The organism is Leisingera sp. ANG-M6 (genome assembly GCF_000813905.1).
GTDB lineage: Bacteria > Pseudomonadota > Alphaproteobacteria > Rhodobacterales > Rhodobacteraceae > Leisingera.
Genome location: NZ_JWLG01000015.1, coordinates 58615 through 79704, shown reverse-complemented (window position 1 = coordinate 79704; position 21090 = coordinate 58615). Strand labels below are relative to the sequence as shown.

General features: G+C 64.3%; 22 protein-coding genes. 10 read left to right on the top strand and 12 right to left on the bottom strand.

Translation table 11 applies throughout. The features are described from left to right. Positions 1-11: 11 nt before the first annotated feature. The 4 genes from RA24_RS13100 to cobU form a co-directional block, all read right to left on the bottom strand. Positions 12-1514, bottom strand: a complete 1503-nt coding sequence (locus RA24_RS13100; protein WP_039147331.1) for a YifB family Mg chelatase-like AAA ATPase — start codon at positions 1512-1514, stop codon at positions 12-14. 115 nt (positions 1515-1629) lie between these two features. After that, complete coding sequence (locus tag RA24_RS13095) at positions 1630-2313, bottom strand: glutathione S-transferase (protein ID WP_039192068.1); 684 nt, start codon at positions 2311-2313, stop codon at positions 1630-1632. A 58-nt stretch (positions 2314-2371) separates the two neighbouring features. After that, a complete protein-coding gene (locus RA24_RS13090; RefSeq protein ID WP_039171688.1) occupies positions 2372-2953 on the bottom strand; it encodes a histidine phosphatase family protein in 582 nt (193 codons plus the stop codon). Beyond that, positions 2950-3468: a bifunctional adenosylcobinamide kinase/adenosylcobinamide-phosphate guanylyltransferase gene (cobU, locus tag RA24_RS13085; protein ID WP_039171685.1), complete on the bottom strand. Its 519-nt coding sequence runs from the start codon at positions 3466-3468 to the stop codon at positions 2950-2952. The genes RA24_RS13090 and cobU overlap by 4 nt, the downstream gene beginning before the upstream one ends. A 273-nt stretch (positions 3469-3741) precedes the next feature. Between cobU and RA24_RS13080 the strand changes: the two genes are divergently transcribed. The 7 genes from RA24_RS13080 to RA24_RS13050 all read left to right on the top strand — a co-directional run bounded on the left by RA24_RS13080 (position 3742) and on the right by RA24_RS13050 (position 10711). Beyond that, positions 3742-4620 carry an RNA polymerase factor sigma-32 gene (locus RA24_RS13080; RefSeq protein ID WP_029204974.1) on the top strand — a complete coding sequence of 293 codons (879 nt, stop codon included), beginning with the start codon at positions 3742-3744 and terminating at the stop codon, positions 4618-4620. 23 nt (positions 4621-4643) lie between these two features. Further along, on the top strand, positions 4644-5453 hold the full coding sequence (locus RA24_RS13075) for a ChaN family lipoprotein (RefSeq protein ID WP_082020367.1): 810 nt from the start codon (positions 4644-4646) through the stop codon (positions 5451-5453). A 60-nt stretch (positions 5454-5513) separates the two neighbouring features. Then, a complete protein-coding gene (coaBC, locus tag RA24_RS13070) occupies positions 5514-6710 on the top strand; it encodes a bifunctional phosphopantothenoylcysteine decarboxylase/phosphopantothenate--cysteine ligase CoaBC (protein WP_019297711.1) in 1197 nt (398 codons plus the stop codon). A 39-nt stretch (positions 6711-6749) separates the two neighbouring features. After that, complete coding sequence (gene dut / locus RA24_RS13065; RefSeq protein WP_019297712.1) at positions 6750-7205, top strand: dUTP diphosphatase; 456 nt, start codon at positions 6750-6752, stop codon at positions 7203-7205. After that, entirely contained in the window at positions 7205-8254 is a 1050-nt protein-coding gene (locus tag RA24_RS13060; protein WP_039147312.1) for a HesA/MoeB/ThiF family protein, read from the top strand. The genes dut and RA24_RS13060 overlap by 1 nt, the downstream gene beginning before the upstream one ends. 9 nt (positions 8255-8263) lie before the next feature. Continuing rightward, positions 8264-8614: a hypothetical protein gene (locus RA24_RS13055; RefSeq protein ID WP_019297714.1), complete on the top strand. Its 351-nt coding sequence runs from the start codon at positions 8264-8266 to the stop codon at positions 8612-8614. Between the two features lie 81 nt (positions 8615-8695). Next, positions 8696-10711 carry a M3 family metallopeptidase gene (locus tag RA24_RS13050; protein ID WP_039192062.1) on the top strand — a complete coding sequence of 672 codons (2016 nt, stop codon included), beginning with the start codon at positions 8696-8698 and terminating at the stop codon, positions 10709-10711. Between the two features lie 83 nt (positions 10712-10794). Here RA24_RS13050 and RA24_RS13045 read toward each other — a convergent pair whose 3' ends face one another. The 7 genes from RA24_RS13045 to RA24_RS13015 all read right to left on the bottom strand — a co-directional run bounded on the left by RA24_RS13045 (position 10795) and on the right by RA24_RS13015 (position 18428). Continuing rightward, positions 10795-11727, bottom strand: a complete 933-nt coding sequence (locus RA24_RS13045; protein WP_039192059.1) for a 2-hydroxyacid dehydrogenase — start codon at positions 11725-11727, stop codon at positions 10795-10797. A gap of 17 nt (positions 11728-11744) precedes the next feature. Further along, entirely contained in the window at positions 11745-12896 is a 1152-nt protein-coding gene (gene rodA / locus RA24_RS13040) for a rod shape-determining protein RodA (protein ID WP_039147302.1), read from the bottom strand. Further along, positions 12893-14839, bottom strand: a complete 1947-nt coding sequence (gene mrdA, locus RA24_RS13035; RefSeq protein WP_039171675.1) for a penicillin-binding protein 2 — start codon at positions 14837-14839, stop codon at positions 12893-12895. Before mrdA ends, rodA begins: the two co-directional genes overlap by 4 nt. After that, positions 14839-15375, bottom strand: coding sequence for a hypothetical protein (locus RA24_RS13030; protein ID WP_039192056.1), 537 nt, complete (start codon positions 15373-15375; stop codon positions 14839-14841). Before RA24_RS13030 ends, mrdA begins: the two co-directional genes overlap by 1 nt. Continuing rightward, a complete protein-coding gene (mreC, locus tag RA24_RS13025; RefSeq protein WP_039171672.1) occupies positions 15368-16309 on the bottom strand; it encodes a rod shape-determining protein MreC in 942 nt (313 codons plus the stop codon). Before mreC ends, RA24_RS13030 begins: the two co-directional genes overlap by 8 nt. A gap of 64 nt (positions 16310-16373) precedes the next feature. Beyond that, entirely contained in the window at positions 16374-17420 is a 1047-nt protein-coding gene (locus tag RA24_RS13020) for a rod shape-determining protein (RefSeq protein ID WP_019297721.1), read from the bottom strand. Positions 17421-17651: 231 nt separating this feature from the next. After that, entirely contained in the window at positions 17652-18428 is a 777-nt protein-coding gene (locus tag RA24_RS13015) for a hypothetical protein (RefSeq protein ID WP_039147296.1), read from the bottom strand. Positions 18429-18560: 132 nt separating this feature from the next. On the opposite strand from RA24_RS13015, the gene RA24_RS13010 reads away from it, so the two are divergent. Then, the gene (locus RA24_RS13010; protein ID WP_039192054.1) at positions 18561-19355 is read left to right on the top strand and encodes a 23S rRNA (adenine(2030)-N(6))-methyltransferase RlmJ; all 795 of its coding nucleotides are present in this window, start codon (positions 18561-18563) and stop codon (positions 19353-19355) included. Here RA24_RS13010 and RA24_RS13005 read toward each other — a convergent pair. After that, positions 19292-19864, bottom strand: coding sequence for a TetR/AcrR family transcriptional regulator (locus RA24_RS13005; RefSeq protein WP_193747133.1), 573 nt, complete (start codon positions 19862-19864; stop codon positions 19292-19294). The genes RA24_RS13010 and RA24_RS13005 overlap by 64 nt on opposite strands. A 151-nt stretch (positions 19865-20015) precedes the next feature. Here RA24_RS13005 and RA24_RS13000 point away from each other — a divergent pair, with 151 nt between their 5' ends. Together RA24_RS13000 and RA24_RS12995 are read left to right on the top strand one after the other, a co-directional pair. Beyond that, positions 20016-20339, top strand: a complete 324-nt coding sequence (locus RA24_RS13000; RefSeq protein WP_039147288.1) for a darcynin family protein — start codon at positions 20016-20018, stop codon at positions 20337-20339. Continuing rightward, complete coding sequence (locus tag RA24_RS12995; RefSeq protein WP_039192052.1) at positions 20329-21051, top strand: SDR family NAD(P)-dependent oxidoreductase; 723 nt, start codon at positions 20329-20331, stop codon at positions 21049-21051. Before RA24_RS13000 ends, RA24_RS12995 begins: the two co-directional genes overlap by 11 nt. Positions 21052-21090 lie beyond the last annotated feature (39 nt).

The following is a 21090-nucleotide window of genomic DNA, read 5'->3' as shown; positions in this document are numbered from 1 at the left end:
CCGGCTCCGGGTCATCCCGGCAGCCGGAAGCTCAGCGCCTCAGCAAAATGAGGGCGCTGCACCGCTTCTTCGCAGGCCAGATCCGCAATCGTACGCGCGACCCGCAGCACCCTGTGGTAGCCGCGCGCACTGAGGCCGAAACGTTCGGCTGCCCGGACCAGCAGATCGCGGCTTTCGGCGTCAGGGGCGGCAATTTCTTCCAGCACCGCGCCCTCGGCGTCGGCGTTCTGGCGCAGGCCGGGGTGGTCCTGAAACCGGGCGGTCTGCGCTTCCCGCGCAATTGCCACGCGCTGCGCAACCTCGGCAGAACCTTCGGCGCTGGGCGGCAGCTCCAGGTCGGCCACATCCACCGGCGGCACGTCCAGATGCAGGTCGAAACGGTCCAGCAGCGGCCCTGAAATCCGGCCCAGGTAGTTCGCCCCGCAAATGGGGGCTTGGGAGCAGGCGCGGTTGGCATCGGCCAGATAGCCGCATTTGCAGGGGTTGGCGGCGGCCACCAGCATGAAGCGGCTGGGGTATTTCACATGGGCATTGGCGCGCGCCACCATCACTTCGCCGGTTTCCAGCGGCTGGCGCAGGGTTTCCAGCACCGGGCGGCCGAACTCCGGCAGCTCGTCCAGGAACAGCACGCCGTTGTGGGCCAGGCTGATCTCGCCCGGTTGCGCCCGCCGCCCGCCGCCGGCGATTGCGGCCATGGAGGCGGTGTGGTGCGGTTCGCGGAAAGGGCGGGCGCGGCTGATGCCGCCCTCGTCGATCAGCCCGCATAGGGAGTGGATCATCGAGGTTTCCAGCGCCTCGGCTGGGGACAGCGGCGGCAGGATCGAGGGCAGCCGTGCCGCCAGCATCGACTTACCCGATCCTGGCGGGCCGACCATCAGAGTGTGATGGCGCCCGGCGGCGGCGATTTCCAGCGCGCGTTTGGCGGTCTCCTGGCCTTTCACATCGCGCAGGTCCTTGCCGCCCAGCCCGAGGACGGCCTCGCCCGGCACGGCAGGCTCGATGCGCCGCTGGCCGGTGAAGTGCTGCACCACCTCCGTCAGCGTGGCGGCCCCGATCACCTGCGCGGCATCGACCCAGGCGGCTTCCGGCCCGGAATGTTTCGGGCAGAGCAGCATCCGGCCTTCCTCTGCCGCGGTCACAGCTGCGGGCAGGGCGCCAACCACGGGCATCAACTGGCCGTCCAAAGACAGCTCGCCAAGGGCAATGGTTTCCTCAGCCTTTTCCGCCGGGACGATGCCGATAGCGGCCAGCAAGGCGAGCGCAATCGGCAGGTCGAAATGGCTGCCTTCTTTGGGCAGATCCGCGGGCGACAGATTTATGGTGATCCGGCGCGAGGGCAGGGCGATGGACATCGCCGCAAAGGCTGCCCTCACCCTTTCGCGCGCTTCCTGGACCGCCTTGTCCGGCAGGCCAACTACCGAGAAAGCAGGCAATCCGGGGGCGACGGCGCATTGCACCTCGACCTGGCGGGCCTCGACGCCCTGAAAAGCCACCGTGTAGGACCGTGCTGTCATCTCTCCCCGCCTCCTGAAAGGTCAGGGAGAGATGCTTGGCAATCGTGGTTTCCGATTGGTTAACGTGTTCGCCGGGCAGCCGCGAATTCACGAAGAATTCGCGCAGGCCGCGGGCTCAGTCCAGCGACCAGGGCCGCTTTGGCAGGTCCATCGCATAGGGTTCCGGGTCATAGCTGACCTCATGCGCCTGTTCCTGCCAGCGCAGGACTGCCGGGTCTGACAGCAGCAGTTTGCAATAGGTGCGGGTTTCCGCGGAAACCGGCAGGCCATATCCCACGATCCGGGCTGCAACCGGGGTGTAGAAAACATCTGCCAGAGAATAGTCTCCGAACAGATAACCGCTGCTGTGGCCGGAAACCTTGCGGGCATGGGCAAACAGCGCCTCGATCCGGTCCAGGTCGGCTTTTACGCTGCGCGACACCTCGAAGCCTTCATAGATATGGGCCAGCTGCATCGGGCATTCGCCGCGCAAGGCCGAGAAGCCGCCAACCATTTCCGCTGCCAGCCAGCGCGCTGTGGCCCGCTGTGCAGGATCGGACGGCCAAAGCCCAGCGTCGGGGTGGGATTCGGCCAGGGTTTCGGCAATGGCCAGGCTTTCGCCAACCACCATGCCCTCCGGCGTACGCAGCGCGGGCACCAGCCGCGCCGGTGCCAGATGCGCCATTTCCTGCGCCATGGTTCCGGAATAAAGCCCCACCATATGCACTGTATGGGGCAGGGAGAATTTCTCGAGCATGAGCCAGCCGCGCAATGACCAGCTGGAATACATGCGGTCGCCAATATAGATTTCATAAGCCATGGCAGGAGGCTAGCGCGGGCCCGCACATTTCAAAATGGAATGTTTGTGATGGTGTCCGTCACGGCAGGTGATTGATACTTCCGGCCTTCCAGCCATCCGGCCCGAGGGAGACTTCGCTGACCGACAGGTTGTCGATCCGGTGGGCAAAGGCCTCCTCCGCCGTCAGCATTTCCGCCCGCTGGATTTGGGTCAGGATCTGGCCGAAATGGCCGACCACGATCAGGTCGCGGCCGCGGTGTGCGCCGATCAGTGCGTCAATCGCCGCGTTCACCCGGTTGCAGACCTGGTGCCAGCTTTCACCGCCGGGCGGGGTCACATCACCCGGGGTTTCCCAATAAGCGCGGATGCGCTCCGGGTCTTCGGCGTCCACTTCGGCCCAGGTGCGCAGTTCCCAGGCGCCGAAATGGATTTCGCGCAGGGCCTCGGCGTGGGGCAGGCGTTCCCGGCTGCCCTGGATGGCGGAGGCTGTCTCAACCGCTCGGGAAAGATCGGAGGACACCACCAGGGCATCCGCAGGCAGATACGCTGACAGGCGCTTCAGCGCTGCCGAATCGGACAAGTCGGCGGGCAGGTCGGACCAGCCGACCATGCACTTCGCGTGAGTCGGACCATGCCGCACCAGAAACAGGCGGGTGATCACAGCGCCCCTTTCAGCACCAGGGGCAGCCCGGCCGTGACCTGAACAACGGTATCCGCCCGTGCCGCCAGAGCAATATTGAGCCTTCCCTGGGCTTCGCGGAAGCGGCGCGCCAGCTTGTTTTCCGGCACAATGCCCAGGCCGGTTTCATTGGAGACAATTACCAGATCGGCCTGGCAGCGGCTGATGGCGGCCAGCAATTCGTCGGTTGCCGCGTTCAGGTCATGCTCTGCCAGCAAATGGTTTGTCAGCCACATGGTCGCGCAATCCATCAGGCAAACCTGGCGGCTGTTGAGGGGATCCAGGACCTGCGCGGCTGTTTCCGGTTCTTCAATAGTCGCCCAGCCGGAACCTCTTTGTTCGAGGTGCCGGGACACTTTTTCGCGCATTTCAGTGTCAAAAATTTGTGCAGTTGCCCAGTAAACTTTGTCTTTTCCGGTGTTTGCGCACAGCTGTTCGGCAAATGCCGATTTGCCTGAGGCAGCGCCCCCCAGAATAAAAGTTACATTTAACGGCATTTTTTGCTAACCTATGAGTCCGAAGCCGTTCCTGTGGGTAACTGCAGGGCCCGGTGAAGACAAGAGACCGCAGCGTCCCGGGGTTCCACTTATTTAGGCCGGGAAAGTCTGCGCAGGGGCCAAAATACAATTTAACTTTTCCGTTTTGGCCTTTGGATGAGCCGAGAGTCGCATCCAGTGCGCTGTTGCTGCCGGCCTAAAACCGGGCCCCCGATTGTTCCATGCACGCCCCCAGGCGGCAGTTTGTTAATTAGTTTCCGGGGGGAAATCACAATGGCACTTGATCAAACACTTGAAAACCCATTGCCGAGACAGGCAATGAAGGCGGAACTGCTGGATGCAGAGACCGAGCGGCGCCTGGCATATGCCTGGCGGGATGACCGCGACGTGCAATCGCTGCACCGGCTTATCAACGCCTATATGCGCCTGGCAATTTCCATGGCGGCCAAGTTCAAGCGGTACGGGGCGCCGATGAACGACCTGATTCAGGAAGCAGGCCTGGGTCTGATGAAAGCAGCGGACAAATTCGACCCGGACCGCGGAGTGCGGTTCTCGACCTATGCGGTCTGGTGGATCAAGGCGTCGATCCAGGATTATGTGATGCGTAACTGGTCGATGGTGCGCACCGGCTCCACCTCGTCGCAGAAATCGCTGTTCTTCAACATGCGCCGGGTGCAGGCGCAGTTCGAACGCGAGGCACGTGTGTCGGGCGTGCGGCTGGACCGGCATCAGCTGCACCAGAAAATCGCAACAGAAATCGGGGTGCCGCTGCGCGATGTCGAGATGATGGAAGGCCGCCTGTCCGGCGCCGACTTCTCGCTCAACGCGATCCAGTCGGCGGAGGATGAGGGGCGCGAATGGATTGATGCGCTGGAGGATGAAACCTCGCAGGCCGAGGAACTGGTGCAGGAGCGGCATGACCGCCGTCAGCTGCGCAAATGGCTGGTCTCTGCGCTGCAGGCACTGAATGAGCGTGAGCGGTTCATCATCACAGAGCGTAAGCTGCGCGAGCAGCCCCGCACGCTGGAAAGCCTGGGCACAGAGCTTGGCCTGTCCAAGGAGCGGGTGCGCCAGCTGGAGGCCGGCGCGTTCCAGAAAATGCGCAAATGCCTTGAAGGCCAATCGCGCGAGGTGCACAAACTGCTTTCATGAGAAAGCGTTTCCCTGGCCTGAGAATGATTGCAAGCGCCGCCGTTCTGGCGGCGCTTGGCGTGATGGGTGCCCGCGCAGAAGAGCTTGCCGGCGCAGTTGAAGTGCTAAGGGGGGCGGATGTTGCGATCCTGGGCGAGGTGCACGACAATCCTGTGCACCACCAGCGGCAAGCTGAGCTGCTGGCTGTTCTGAAGCCTAAGGCCGTGGTCTGGGAGATGATCACCGCGGAACAGGCTGAAAGGCTGGAAACCGGAGGTCTCGGTGATGCAGAGCAAACGGCCAAAGCGCTGAACTGGGCGGCAAGTGGCTGGCCGGAGTTCGGCCTGTATGCCCCGGTCTTTGCGGCAGCCAAGGGTGCACGCCAGTATGGCGCACTGGTGCCGCGGGAAAACGCCCCTGCAGTCATGAGTGACGGGATAGCGGACTATTTCGGTGCTGACGCTTCCGCGCGTTTCGGATTGGACCAGCCGCTGCCGGAAGCGGAACAGGCAGCGCGGGAGACGGATCAGCAGATCAATCACTGCAACGCCATGCCAGAAGAAATGCTGCCGGTGCTGGTGGGCTTCCAGCGCTTGCGCGATGCTGCGCTGGCGGCGGCTGCAGACAAGGCTCTGGCAGAGACTGGAGGCCCGGTTGCTGTCATCACCGGCAACGGCCATGCCCGCATGGACCAGGGACTGGCGGTCTATCTGGTAAAGGCCCGCCCGGAGGCTGTTATCCGCAGCCTGGGCCAGTCTGAGGACGGGCAAATCGGCGGGCAATTTGACGTGATACTGGATGCCCCTGCAGTCGAACGCCCCGATCCCTGCCTTGCGTTCCGCGAGGACGGCTGACAGCTTCACACTTTTGCCGCGCCGCAGTAAGGTCGCGGGAAACCGGGCGAGGATGCGCAAATGCTGGCTGGCAAACATATTCTATTGATCATCGGCGGCGGCATTGCGGCCTATAAGTCGCTGGAGCTGATCCGGCGCCTGCAGGATCACGGCGCCCGGGTGACGCCGGTGCTGACCAAGGCGGGCGCGGAGTTCGTGACGCCGCTTTCGGTTTCGGCCTTGGCCGGGACTGCGGTGCATCAGGAGCTGTTCGACCTGACGGCAGAAGCTGAGATGGGCCATATCCAACTGTCGCGCAGCGCCGATTTGCTAGTTGTGGCGCCGGCCACCGCCGATCTGATGGCGAAGATGGCGCAAGGTTTTGCCAATGACCTTGCCTCGACTCTGCTTCTGGCGACCGACACGCCGGTGCTGCTGGCGCCTGCGATGAACGTCCGCATGTGGGAGCATCCGGCCACGCAGCGCAACCTTGAAACCCTGAAAGAGGATGGCGTGTCCTTTGTTGGCCCCAATGAGGGCAGTATGGCCTGCGGTGAATTCGGCCCCGGCCGGATGGCGGAGCCGGAGGAAATCCTGGCCGCTATTGCCGCCAAGCTTGCGGATGGACCGCTGAAGGGGAAGCGCATCCTGGTGACCTCCGGACCGACGCATGAGCCGATCGACCCGGTGCGCTATATCGCCAACCGCTCCTCCGGGGCGCAGGGGGCAGCGGTGGCCCGTGCTCTGCGCGACTTGGGGGCGGAGGTCGTGTTTGTCACGGGCCCCGCAGAGGTGCGCCCGCCCGAGGGCGTGCAAGTGGTGCCGGTGGAAAGCGCCCGTGAGATGGAAGCCGCCGTGCAGCAGGCACTGCCCGCCGACGCTGGTGTCTTTGCCGCCGCGGTGGCGGACTGGCGGGTGGCCAGCGCCTCTGACCGGAAGCTGAAGAAATCCAATGATGGTTTGCCGGTGCTGGAGTTCGCTGAAAACCCCGACATTCTAAAAACCGTCTCGCAGATGAAGCAAGGCCGCCCCGGGCTGGTGGTCGGCTTTGCGGCGGAAACCAACGACGTTATCGAGAACGCAACCGCCAAACGCAAGCGCAAGGGCTGCGACTGGATCGTGGCCAATGACGTCTCCCCCGCAACCGGCATCATGGGCGGCAGTGAAAACGCGGTGATCCTGATTTCAGATGACGGGGCTGAAGAATGGCCGCGCATGGGCAAGGATGAAGTGGCCCGCAAGCTGGCAGAACGGATCGCGGCGGCGCTGGCCGGGTGATTTTGAGTATTTTTGGAAAGATGAAGCAGGGGCGCTGTGATGGTGACTATCCGTGTGATCCACGATGAGGGGGCAGACCGGGATGTGCCGCTGCCGTCGTATGAAACTGCCGGTGCTGCCGGTGCCGACGTGCGCGCCAACCTGCCGGACCGCGGCTGTCTGGTGCTGCAGCCGGGCGAGCGGGCGCTGGTGCCGACCGGCCTGCGGATCGAGATCCCGGCAGGCTATGAGGTGCAGGTCCGTCCCCGCTCCGGGCTGGCGCTGAAGCATGGCATCACCCTGCCCAATACGCCCGGCACCATCGACAGCGATTACCGCGGGCCCTTGGGGGTGATCCTGATGAATGCCGGTCAGAAGCCCTTTGAGGTTCACCACGGCGAACGTATTGCGCAGATGGTGGTGGCGCCGGTTCTGCAAGCGCGGTTCGAGGTTGCGGACGCGCTTACAGGAACTGAGCGGGGCGACGGCGGCTTCGGCTCCACCGGGCGCGGCTGATGCTGCGCATTCTCATTCTTGCTGTGCTGATCTGGTGGGGCGGCCGCTTCCTTGGCCTGCCGCGCAATCTGCGTATCACGCTGCTGGCGGTGCTGTTCACCGCCGTGCTGGCAGTGCAGCTGACCCTGCCGGACGGGCATCCCCTGCGCGAAGGCACTGGCGGCTCTGCGGCATCCTGGCTGTTGCTCGGCGGCTTTGCCCTTGTGGCGGGGTTCTATGCGCGTATCGTGGCGGCCTTGAAAAACCGCGCCCAGCCTCAGGAAGCAAAGATGAACCAGCCCGCCAGCACCTTCACCGAAAGCGAGCTTGACCGATATGCCCGCCACATCGTTCTGCGGGAACTGGGCGGGCCGGGGCAGAAGAAGCTGAAGAAGGCCAAGGTGCTGGTGATCGGTGCCGGCGGGCTTGGCGCGCCTGCGCTGCAATACCTGGCCGCTGCCGGCGTGGGCACAATCGGGGTGATTGACGACGACGTGGTCGACAACGCCAACCTGCAGCGCCAGGTAATCCACCAGGACGCGGACATCGGCAAACCCAAGGTGTTCTCGGCCCAGGCCGCGATGCAGGCGCAGAACCCCTACGTGGAGGTGCGCCCGTACAACCGCCGTCTGACAGAGGAGGTCGCAGCAGAGCTATTTGCCGAATATGATCTGATCCTCGACGGCACTGACAATTTCGAAACCCGCTATCTGGCCAACCGCACCGCGGTGGCGCTGGGCAAGCCGCTGATCTCCGGCGCGCTTTCGCAGTGGGAGGGCCAGCTGAGTGTGTTTCACCCGGCCGAAGACGGCCCGTGTTACCAGTGCATCTTTCCTGAGGCCCCCGCAGCCGGTCTTGCGCCCAGCTGCTCCGAGGCCGGGGTGATCGGTCCGCTGCCCGGCGTGGTCGGATCGATGATGGCGGTGGAGGCGGTCAAGCAGATCACCGGCGCCGGGGCGGTGCTGCGCGGCGAGATGCTGATTTATGACGGGCTGTATGGCGAAACCCGCAAGATCCGCCTGTCCCGGCGGGCGGGCTGCCCGGCCTGCAGCGGCAAAGCGGAAAGCTGAACGCCGCCAGTGAACGAAGCCTACTACATCGCGCTCCTTTGCGGTGCCCTGTTCGGCGGCCAGCCGGAACGGGTGCATGATTTTACTTATCCCGGCGGCGGCGCCTCGATCCGCACCGATTGCGAGAACGAGAACCGCGTCATCGAGTTCGGGCTGGATAAACGCAGCAGTCTCGACAGTATCCAGCAGGCGCTGTTTGCGGCAGAGATTACCGGCAAGGAGCCGGTGGTGGTGCTGATCGACACCGATGGCAAAATGGGACGCTTTGAGTGGCGCATCGCGCGGGCAGCCAATGTGGCGGATGTGCCCATCCGCATCATTCCAGCAGAACTGACGGAGGGCGAGGGCGCAGGCGGCTGAGACAGCGGACCTGCGCCGGGAAAGGCCAATTGCAGCCTCCTGTCTTTGCCGATAGCGTCACCTGCAAAGGAGACCTTTCATATGTCCAATCCGCTTCTGTCCCGCTGGGACACGCCGTTTGAAATCGCCCCGTTCAACAGCATTTCCGATGATGATTTCGCCCCTGCGCTGGAACAGGCGCTGGCGGCGCATAAGGCACAGATCGACGCCATCGCAAGCAATTCCGAGCCGCCCGGCTTTGCCAATGTGATCGAGGCGCTGGAGACACCCTGCCGCGAGCTGGAGCAGGTGCTGGGCGTGTTCTTCACCGTGGCCGGCGCCGACAGCAACCCCAAGCGGGAAGAACTGCAGCGGGCGTTCTCTCCGAAACTTGCCGCGCATTTCTCGGCCATCACCGCCAACAAGGCGCTTTATGCGCGCATTAAGGCAGTGTGGGACCAGCGCGAGCAGCTGGACCTGACCGATGAACAGCAGCGGGTTCTGATGCTGACCCATCGCGGCTTTGTCCGCGGCGGCGCGGCGCTGGAAGGTGACGCCGATACGCGGATGCAGGAGATCAAGGGGCGGCTGGCCACCCTGGGCACTCAGTTCACCCAGAACCTGCTGGCGGATGAGCGCGAGTGGTTCATGGAGCTCAGCGAGGAGGACTTGGAGGGCCTGCCGGATTTCGTGGTCAAGGCGGCCCGTGCGGCTGGCGAGGAAAAGGGCAAGCAAAGCCCGGTGGTCACCCTGTCGCGGTCGCTTATCACACCGTTCCTGCAATTTTCGCCGCGCCGCGACCTGCGCGAAAAAGCCTTCAACGCCTGGTCCGCCCGCGGCGCCAATGGCGGCGAGACCGACAACCGCGCCATCGCAGCGGAAATCCTGCAGCTGCGGGAAGAACGCGCGCAGCTGCTGGGTTACGAAAACTTCGCAGCCTATAAGCTGGAAACCGAAATGGCCAAGACGCCGGAGGCAGTGCGCGGGCTCTTGATGGAGGTCTGGGAGGCGGCCAAGTCGCGCGCCGATCAGGACGCGCAGATACTGACTGAAATGATGCAGGCGGACGGTGTCAACGGCGATCTGGAACCATGGGATTGGCGCTACTACGCGGAGAAACGCCGCAAGGCCGAGCATGACCTGGATGAGGCTGCGCTGAAGCCTTACCTGCAGCTGGACCGGCTGATCGAGGCGTCTTTTGCCTGCGCCAATAGACTGTTCGGACTGAAGTTCGCGCCGCTGGATGTGCCGCTTTACCATCCGGATTGCCGCGCCTGGGAGGTGACCCGGAACGGGAGCCATGTGGCGGTGTTCATCGGCGACTATTTCGCGCGCGGTTCCAAACGCTCGGGAGCCTGGTGCTCCGCCATGCGCCAGCAGGCCAAGTTCCCTGATGTTCAGGCACCTGTGGTGATCAACGTTTGCAATTTCGCCAAGGGCGACCCGGCACTCTTGTCCTGGGACGACGCCCGCACCCTGTTCCATGAGTTCGGCCACGCGCTGCACCAGATGCTGTCTAATGTGACTTACGAGAGCATCTCCGGGACTTCGGTGGCACGTGACTTTGTCGAACTGCCCAGCCAGCTTTATGAACACTGGCTGGAAGTGCCGGAGGTTCTGCAGGAGTTTGCCACCCACGCGGAAACCGGCGAACCGATGCCGCAGCAGATGCTGGAGAAAGTGCTGGGGGCGGCCAATTTCGACATGGGCTTTCAGACGGTAGAGTACGTCGCCTCCGCGCTGGTCGACCTTGCCTTCCACGACGGGGCGGCACCCTCCGACCCGATGGTCAAGCAGGCCGAGGTGCTGGAGGAAATCGGCATGCCGCGGGCGATCATCATGCGCCACGCTACGCCGCATTTTGCCCATGTGTTTTCCGGCGACGGCTATTCCTCGGGCTACTACAGCTACATGTGGTCGGAAGTGATGGACGCCGACGCCTTTGCCGCTTTTGAGGAGGCAGGCGGGGCCTTTGATGCAGAACGTGCCAAGGCGCTGGAGGCGCATATCCTTTCCGCCGGCGGGTCTGTTGATCCGGCTGAGCTATACACCGCGTTCCGCGGGCGGCTGCCGGGCGTCGAGGCGCTGCTGAAAGGCCGCGGTCTGGCCGCAGAGTAAGCGACGCGCCCTGACGGGCGCTGCTTCCGGCGGGAGTATTTCAGGAAGGATGAAAGAGCGGGTGCTGGCCCGCTCTTTTGCGTTCAGTAGCCGAGGCTGCGGTCGACCAGATGCAGCAGCGGTTCCCCCGCCTCGGCGCGGCGGATGTTTTCGGCGATCACCTCCGCCGCGGTGCTTTCGCGGGTTTCCGAGGCGATATGCGGGGTCACCGTCACATTGAGATGCGCCCAATAGGGGTGTTCCGGCGGCAGCGGCTCGACGCGGAAAACGTCCAGCGTGGCATGGCCGACCTGGCCGCTGTCCAGTGCCGCCAGCAGTGCATCGTCATCAATCAGCGGGCCGCGGCCCGGGTTGAGGATGTTGGCCCCCTTGGGCAGCAGCGCGAGGGTGTCCGCATTCAGGGTATTTTCTGTGGCGGGGGTGTCCGGCAGCAACAGAATGACAATTTCCGCCTGCGCCAGTGCCGCCTTCAGCCCCTCTGCGCCGGAGTGGCAGGTGATGCCCGCGATGTCCTTTTGGCTCCGGCTCCAGCCGGAAACCTGAAACCCGAGTGCGGCCAAGGCTTTGGCCGAGGCAGTTCCCAGCGCACCTAGGCCCAGCACAGTCACGCTGCGGTCCTTCGCCAGCGGCGGGGCCTTGGGCTCCCAGTGCCCGTTCTGACCAAGGATATGCGCGTCCATGCCCAGGTGGTAGCGCAGGGTGTGGCCAACAACCCATTCGGTCATGCCCTGCTCCAGCCCGCTGTCCACCATCCGGGTGAGCGGCAGTTCGGCGGGCACAACAGGCACAATTTTCTCGACACCTGCCCACAGGCTCAGCACCGCCTTCAGGCGGGCGAAGGGGGTGAAATCGCTGACCGGACCGGTAGGGGCGTAGACAATGTAATCCACCTCCTCCGGCGCAAATTCCTTGCGCAGATCGGCATCCACGCCAAGCCGGGCAAGCTCTGCCTTCAAAAGCGGCTCATAGGCGGGCCAGGCGTCGGGGTGGCCTGCAAACAGGACATTGGCGGTCATGGAAACTCCCTGAGTATCTAACGTGAGGCCTGGCGCGGGCGGTGGATATGGGCGCTTTGCACGATGCCGAAGGCACCCAGCAGAACCAGCATCGCCGAGCCGCCGTAAGAGACCATCGGCAGCGGCACCCCGACCACCGGTGCCAGCCCCATCACCATCGACATGTTCACCGCAAAGAACAGGAAGAAGGTGATGGCGATTCCCATGATCACCAGCGAAGAGAACCGGTCCTTGGCGGCGATGGCGGAGGCGATGCAGAATACGATGATCAGCATGTAAATGGACAGAAGGGTTACGCCGCCGATGAAGCCGAATTCCTCCGCCAGGGTGGTGAAGATGAAGTCGGTGTGCTTTTCCGGCAGGAAGTTCAGCCGCGACTGGGTGCCTTGCATGAAGCCACGCCCGGACCAGCCGCCGGACCCCAGTGCAATCTTGGACTGGGTGATGTGATAACCCGCGCCCAATGGGTCCTGCGAGGGATCGAGGAAGGTGTCGATGCGGCGGAACTGGTAGTCCTTCAGCAGCTGCCACTCAGTGCCGCGGCTTTGGAAAACCGCGCTGACCAGCCCCACGCCAGCCGCAATCACCGCCACGAAATAGGCCCAATGCACGCCCGCCAGGAACATCACGCCGCCGCCCGCGGCCATCAGCAGGATCGAGGTGCCAAGGTCCGGCTGCTTCAGAACCAGTGCCGTCGGCACCAGGATCAGTATCACCGGCAGAAGCACCCACAAGGGGCGCGAAGTCTTCTCGGCAGGCAGCCAGTCGTAATAGGCGGCCAGCAGCATCACCAGGGCGATCTTGGTCACCTCCGAGGGCTGCAGCCGCATGAAGCCGATGTCGATCCAGCGCTGCGCGCCCATGCCGACGGTGCCGAACAGCTCCACCGCGACCAGCAATGCCAGCGACCCCAGGTAGGCCAACACTGAGATATTGCGCCAGAACCAGATCGGGATCATCGCCACCACAAACATCACGCCCAGGCCAAGGGCAAAGCGCTTGACCTGCGGTTCCACCCACGGGCTGAACGATCCGCCTGCCACCGAATAGAGCATCAGGAAGCCGACGCTGGACACGGTGATCAGGAGCAGCGTCAGCCCCCAGTTCAAATGCAAAACCTTGCGCAGGCCGGTGGGGGTCGATTTGGCGTGATATTCAAGATAGCTCATGCCCGGCTGCTCCTGCTGCCCAGCGGGCGCTTGACGCGTTCGCGTTCCAGCCGTTCCTGCTGCGCCTTGATGCGGCTTCGGTCGGCTTTGGGGTAGGCCTCCAGCGGCGGCGTGCCGTTGTAAAGCGCCTGTAGCATCACGTCGCGCGCCACCGGTGCCGCCGCCTTGGAGCCGCCGCCGCCATGCTCGACAACCACGGCAACCGCATATTTCGGCTTGTCATAAGGTGCAAAGCAGACAAACAGCGCGTGGTCACGCCGTTCCCACGGCAGGTCCTCATTGCGGATCACACCGGCGGCACGTTCGGCGGCGGTGATGTTGCGGACTTGGCTGGTGCCGGTCTTGCCGGCCATCTCCATCTCCTTGGGGGCAATGCGCGAGCGGTAGGCGGTGCCGCGGCGGTCGTTGCTGACCGAATACATGCCGCGGCGCACCATACGCAGGCTGTTTTCGCTGACCGGCAGCGGCTCGCCCGCGCCGCTGGGCTGCTCTACACCGTCCAGAGACTTCAGCAGCCGCGGCGTTACGCTGCGGCCGGTGGCAATCCGCGCTGACATGACAGCCAGTTGCAGGGGCGAGGCCAGCATGTAGCCCTGCCCGATCGAAGCGTTTGCCGTATCCCCGATCAGCCAGTCCTTGCCGTAGGAGCTGGATTTCCACTCCTTGGTCGGTGTGATGCCTTGGGCGACCGCCGACATCGGCAGATCGTGCTTGATACCCAGACCGAACAGATTGGCCATTTCGGAGATCTTGTCGATGCCGGTTTTGATCGCCACGTCATAGTAATAGACATCGCAGGACCGCTTGAGCGAGGTGTTCAGATCCACATGCCCGTGGCCGGCCCGTTTCCAGCAGTGGAAGCGGCGGCCGGCAACTTTCAGGTGGCCGGGGCACCAGACGGTTTCCTCCGGCCCGACAACGCCGTTCTCCAATGCGGCCAGCGCGGTGATCATCTTAAAGGTGGAGCCGGGCGGGTAGGTGCCCTGCACCGTCTTGTTGGACAGGGGGCGGTAGTTGTCCTCGGTCAGCATCCGATAGTCGGCGACCGAAATACCGCGCACGAACAGGTTGGGGTCGAAGCTGGGCGAGGAGCAGATCGCACGGATATCGCCATCCTCGCAGTCGATCACCACAGCAGCGGCGCTTTCCCGGCCCAAACGCGCCTGTACGTAATTCTGCAGCTCCGCGTCGATGGTCAGCTGCATGTCGGCGCCGGAAATCCCCTCGCGCCGGTCCAGCTCGCGCATCACCCGGCCGGTGGCATTGACCTCCACCCGCTTGGCGCCGGCCTTGCCGCGCAGCACATCCTCGCGCTTGGCCTCAAAGCCGACCTTGCCGATCTGAAAGCGCGGAATCATCAATACGGGCTCCGGGTCGTCCATCTTGCTCAGGTCATAGTCGGAGACCGGCCCGACATAACCGATGACATGTGCAAAATCCCCAAGTTGGGGGTAAACCCGCGTCAGGCCCACCTCTGGCGTGACGCCGGGCAGGGCCGGGGCGTTGACCGCCACCTTGGAGATATCCTCCCAGCCGATACGGTCGGCCAGGGTAATCGGCAGGAATGGCGGCGAGCGGCGCATCTCGGTGCGGGCGCGCTCCAGATCTTCCGGGTCCAAAGGCACCAGGCTGGAGAGTTTGGCGATCACCGCCTCCACATCGCCCGCATCCTCCGGCACCACGGTGATCCTGTAGGAGGGCGAGTTCTGCGCGATGATCAATCCATTGCGGTCAAAGATCTGGCCGCGGGCCGGCGGCAGCAGGCGGATGTTGATCCGGTTTTCTTCGGCCAGCAGGCGGAATTCATCGGCCTGATCCACCTGCAGATAGCGCATCCGGGCCGCCAGCCCGCCGGCAAAGGCCAGCTGCAGCCCGCCGAGGAACAGCGCCCGCCGGGTCAATTTGCCATGTGCGGCATCCAGATCCTTGGGGTTGCGTTTCATCAGCGGTTCACCAGGGTTTCGGCTTCAGAGGGGGACAGCTTGCGCACCCCCAGAATAGACTGGCTGGCCCAAACTGCCAGCGGATAGGCGGCGATGGTCATCACAACCTGGATCACCGTCAGGCTCAGCTGCGCCTGTTCCACTCCGAACAGAGTCAGGATCAGCCGGTTCAACGTGGCTATCCCGGTCAGCACCAGGGCGACGGCAATCCATTCGCTGGCAAAGGTGCTCTCACGGTGGGGGGCAGCGCGGCCCTTGAGAAAGCCGCAGCCCAGCACCGTCAGCAGTGCCAGCAGCCCGGGCGGGCGGTGGAACAGCAGATCCGCCAGCAGCATCACCAGCCCGATGGAAAGCGCAGGCACATAATCCGGACGGCGCAGGCTCCAGGCCATGGCCAGTGCCAGCAGCAGATCCGGGGGTGACCAGAACCGCGGTTCGGTTTCCAGCGGCAGCAGGTGGAAAAACATGATCAAGAGCGCCAGCGCCGGAAATGCCGCGCGCATGGTCCAGATCCGGGCGGGCGAGGTATTAGCCATTGCCCGCCTCAGCCGTGCTTTCGGCGCTGTCCTCCCCCAGGGTTTCCGGCCGCGGCTGCGGCTGCGGGTCGCCGGGGGCGGCGCCGACCAGCCCGCCTGGATCCTGGATCACTTGCGTCCCGTGGTGGCGCAGCACACGCAGGAACTCCAGCCGGCCATAGTCAGCGGACAGGCGCACGCGCATCCGGCCGGAGCGGTCTTTGGCGACCTGGCCGATCAGCAGGCCCGCCGGAAAGACAGAGCCGTCGCCGGAGGAAATCACCCGGTCGCCGGGACGCACTTGGTCGGCGTTTTCCAAAAAGCTCAGCACCGGCGCGGCGCTGTTGTCGCCGGTGACCAGCGCGGTCTGGCCAGAGGGCTGGATTGTGGCCGGCACGGCGCTGGCGGCATCGGTCAGCAGGATCACCCGCGCGGTGTTACGCCCGGTGCCGGAGATCCGGCCCACCAGCCCGATCCCGTCCATCGCGGCCCAGCCGTCATGCACCCCGTCGCGGCTGCCCACATTCAGCAGCACCGACTGCCGGAACGGGGAGCCGCTGTCGGCCATCACCACTCCGGTGATGTATGTGAGCTGCGGATCTAGCCGCACGTTGTTGAGGTCCAGAAGCCGCGCGTTTTCCTGTTCCAGCTGCAATGCCGCCTCTTTCCAGGCCCGCATCTGCCGCAGCTCGCTGCGCAGCTCGCGGTTCTGTTCGGCCAGCCGCTGGTAGCTTTGGAAATCGCGGATCAGATTGATGGTTGCGGTGACCGGCACCATCGCCCAGTCCATGCTGGGCACGACGGTGTCGACCACCTGCGCGCGGAAGCGTTCCACCCGCGGGCTGTCAATCCGCCAGACGATGAAGATGACTGCCAGACACAAGCACAGAACCGCTGTCAGCAGACGCCGCAGCGGGGTTGCGTAATCGTCGCGCTGTGACTTGTCCTTGGCCACGTCTCTCCTTCCAGCCACCCGGAAACCGGCCTGTCAGCTGGTGCCATTCCGGCAGGCTGCGGCGTTAGCTGTCGTAGTCGATGGCGTGCGCCAGCTGCTTTTCGAATTCCAGCGCCTTGCCGGTGCCGAGCGCCACACAGTTCAGGCTCTCGTCCGCGATGGAGACGGCCAGGCCGGTCTGCTCGCGCAGGGCAAGGTCCAGATCGCCCAGCAGAGCACCGCCGCCAGTCAGCATGACGCCGCGGTCAACGATGTCGGCGGCCAGATCCGGCGGGGTGGTTTCCAGTGCGGTCATCACCGCTTCGCAGATTTGCTGTACCGGCTCGGCCAGCGCCTCAGCGACCTGGGCCTGGGAAATCTCGATCTCCTTCGGCACGCCGTTCAGCAGGTCGCGGCCGCGGATCTGCATCGACTGGCCACGGCCGTCGTCGGGCATCCGGGCGGTGCCGATGGAGGTCTTGATGCGCTCGGCGGTGGATTCGCCTACCAGAAGGTTCTGCTGACGGCGCAGGTAACTGATGATCGCCTCGTCCATGCGGTCGCCGCCGACGCGGACAGAGCGGGCGTAAACGATGTCACCCAGCGACAGAACCGCCACCTCGGTGGTGCCGCCGCCGATGTCGACAACCATGTTGCCGGTCGGGTCGGTGATCGGCATGCCGGCCCCGATGGCAGCGGCAATCGGCTCGGCAATCAGGCCGGCCCGGCGTGCGCCAGCGGACAGAACTGACTGGCGGATCGCGCGTTTTTCAACCGGGGTGGCGCCATGCGGCACGCAAACGATGATCTTGGGCTTGGAGAAGGTCGAGCGCTTATGCACCTTGCGGATGAAGTGCTTGATCATCTCCTCGGCGGTGTCGAAGTCGGCAATCACGCCTTCGCGCATCGGCCGGATCGCCTCAATCGAGCCGGGGGTGCGGCCCAGCATCAGCTTGGCGTCTTCGCCCACGGCCAGCACCTTCTTGACGCCGTCCTTGACGTGGTAGGCAACCACGGAAGGTTCGGACAGGATCACCCCGCGGCCCTTGACATAGACCAGAGTGTTGGCTGTGCCGAGGTCGATGGCCATGTCCGAGGAGAACAGACCGCCCAAGTTTCCGAAAAGCGCCATATAGAAGGGATCCTGTGAGTGCTGCCAATATTCCTTGGGCGACTCCCCGCAGGAGCCGCCTTCCCAAACCTTATAAGCGGCACGGCAGGGCCGCGAAAGGGCGTATTATGGTGAAACAGCGCCTTTCCGCCCAGTATCCAGCGGCGTCAGCCTGCCGCGTTCACGCGCTGTTCCGGCAGGGCCGGGGAGACGCGCCCGGAGGGGCAGCCTCAGTGACCTGAGTTTCAACGCTCAGGCCGGGAAAATCCGCTGCATCTCCGCCTTGAAATGCGCCCAGGTCAGGCTGGCGCTGTTGCCGGCATAACCCTCGTAATAGGATTTCCCGCTGGAGACCGGCAGCCCGGCCCAGATCTTGGCCAGGTTCAGCATGAAGGTCTTGCGCGGCATTTCCGCGGCCAGGAAAGCGCTATAGCCGGCTTCCTCGATCAGCTGATGTGCCAGCTGGTCCTGAAGCTCAGGTGTAAAGCGGGCCTGCGGTTTCACCCCCTGATGTTTGACCAGCCGCCGCAGCGTTGCGGGGATGAACTGATAGCGCCCGATCGCATGGGGCTGTCCCGGGGTGGCATCGATCCAGGCGTTGATCTCGGCAATTGTCATGCTTGTCGGTTTTTCCGGCGGCTTGCGGGTGGCCCCGTACTGCACTGCATCATACTGCGCCTTGCCGGCTTCGGCGCTGGCAATCAGGTCCAGCAGCCGCTTGACGCTGGGTGGCGCTTTGAGGATGGGGGCGAACAGCCCGCCGCCGCTGCGGCCGCGGAACAGGCTGGCCGCACCGGGGTTGAGCGATACCGCCCCGCGGCCCTGATCGGCGCCCGGCAGGGTGTCGGGCAGCAGGCTTGCAATGGCCTGCGGGGCCGGAGCTGCGGAAGGGGCCGGTCCGGGCATCGGGGCAGAGGCCTTTTGCAGGAAGAAATTATTGCCAACCAGCGAATAGCCTTGCGCGCTGACGGCGGCCGCGCTGCACAGCAGCAGGGCCAGAAATGTCACGATCAGGGCAAGGGCGCTCATTCTGAGGGGCATGGGAACCTGCATTCTGCGGTATCTCGTCGGGATGCAGTCTGCCGCAGCGGGGTTGAGATTCCGTTTACCGGGCGTACGCCGCCCCTTCCGCCCTTTGAAAATAGCGGCTAGAGGGGGCCTATGCTCTCATATCAGCACATCTATCACGCCGGAAACCTGGCCGACGTTCAGAAGCACGCGCTGCTTGCCTGGATGCTGGCCTATCTCACCCGCAAGGACAAACCGGTCAGCTATATCGAGACTCACGCGGGCCGGGGGCTCTATCAGCTGGACGCGCCCGAGGCCGTGAAGACAGGCGAAGCGGAGCAGGGCATCACCAAGGTGCTGACAGAGCAGGGCCTGGCGGCTGACCACCCGCTGCACCGCGCCCTGTCGGAGACCCGTTCAGCGCATGGCGCGGCCGCCTATCCCGGATCGCCGCTGATTGCGGCCTCGCTGCTGCGTGCCGGCGATTCGCTGCAATTCGCCGAGCTGCACCCGCAGGAAAACACCGCCCTGCGCGCGGCACTGAGACCCTGGAAGGCCAAGGTGCACCAGCAGGATGGGTTTGAACTCGCCATGTCCTTGGCGCCGCCAACACCGCGCCGCGGGTTGTTGCTGATCGACCCGAGCTACGAGATCAAATCCGACTATGCCCGCATCCCCGGCATCATCGGCCAGCTGCATAAAAAGTGGAATGTGGGCGTCATCGCCCTGTGGTATCCGATCCTGCTGGACGGCAGCCACAAGCAGATGCTGAAGGCACTGGAAAGCCAAGGGCTACCAGATGCGCTGCGCCACGAGGTGTCCTTTCCGCCGGTGCGCGAAGGACACCGGATGGTCGGCAGCGGCATGTTCGTGGTCAACGCGCCTTATGGTGCGGCAGAGGAAGCCGCGCGGATTTCGGCGCTGTTTGACGCGGTTTCGCGCAAGTAACCCCGGATCGCGCATTCCACCCGCTGGACCAGCGCAGCACCGCCAGCCTCACCGGCAAAAGCGGCAGAGTTGATCATGCCCTTGGCAATGGCGACCACGTCGCGTGCCTCCTGCGGTCCGGCGGCGGGGGAAAACCGGCGGATGGTGTCCAGTACGATCTGAGCCATCTCCTGCGCCAATGCTGCGGTTTCCGGTGCCAGCTGCAAGTGCTGTTCAGCATATTCCGCCTCCATCGCCAGTCGCGGCCGCTCGAACTGATGCCGCATCCCGGCGGTCAGCAATTCCTGCAATGCTGCCTCTGGCGGCGCCTCCCGGCAACGCGCTGCGGCGTCCTGCATCCAGCCCAGCAGCTCTGCCCGCTTGCTGCGCAGCACCGCGGCCAGCACCGCCTCCTTGTTGGGAAAATACTGATACAGCGACCCGATGCTGACGCCGGCCCGCTCGGCTATCGCATTGGTGGTCAATCCCTCCCGCCCCGCGGTTTCCAGAATGCGAGCCGCTGCCTCCACAATTGCCTCCTGCGTGGCACGGGAACGGGCCTGGCGGGCTTGTTTTCTTGGGCTGTGCATTGCGGGTGACTTCCTGCCGGGAATGCGAGTTGAGAATGTGAGCAATTCTTCACATTCTTGGCGGCAAAGGCAACATCCCGGAGGTTCCCCGATGAAAATGACCATTTTCCTGCTGCTGCACGCTTCCCCCAGTTGGCTGCGCCTGGATCGGCAGGAGCGGGGGCGCCTGGCGGCAACCGGGCTGGAGCCCTTCACCCGAAACGGGCTGTCGCTGCGCCATTTTGATGCCGAGGCGTTTCATGCGGACTGCAGCGATGTTGCGATGATCGAGGCGGAAACGCCCGAGGCCTACTATTTTGCCATCGAGCAGCTGCGGGACACCGCCCTGATCGCCGAGGGCTACTTCACGGTAACCGGGATCATTCCAGCCTATGAAAATGGCTTCCGCAGCTTTGAGGCCACCCATGCGGTTTGATGGCAAGCGCATCCTGGTCACCGGTGCCTCCCGCGGGATCGGGCGGGCGCTAGCATTGCAGCTGGCTGCAGAGGGGGCAGAGGTTCTGGCCCTGGCACGAAGCAGCGAAGCGCTGGATGATCTGCCAGAGGGTATTGAGCGGCTGGCCTGCGACCTGACGGACGGCAGCGCGCGCACTGCGCTGATTGCCGGGCTGCAGCGGCAGCGTCTGGACGGGGTGATCAACAACGCGGGTATTCAGATCGCCGCTGATTTTGCCAAAGGCTCTGCGGACGCGCAGGACATCGAGCAGGAGCTGGCGGTGAACCTGACAGCGCCCATGCATCTTGCCGCCGGGCTGCTTCCGGTTCTGGCGCGCACGCCAGGCAGCTTCCTGGTCAATGTGACCTCCGGCCTTGCCTTGGCCCCGAAACCGCAGGCGCCGGTCTACTGCGCCTCCAAGGCCGGCTTGCGCAGCTTCACCCGCGCCCTGCGCTATCAGGCTGAGGATGCCGGCCTGCGGGTCCAAATCACCGACTGCGTGATGGCGCTGACGGCGACGCAGATGACCGACGGACGCGGCCGCGGCAAGATCAGCCCCAACACCGCCGCCGCCGCTTTGCTGGACGGGGCCGCGGCGGGCAAAATCGAAATCTGGGTGGGTCAGATGAAGCTGTTGCGGCTGATCCACCGCCTCTCACCGGCGCTGGCAGCCCGCATCCTGCGCGGCTGAGGGTTTGCAAACAGCTTTGAAATCCAGCGCTTTCCCGCT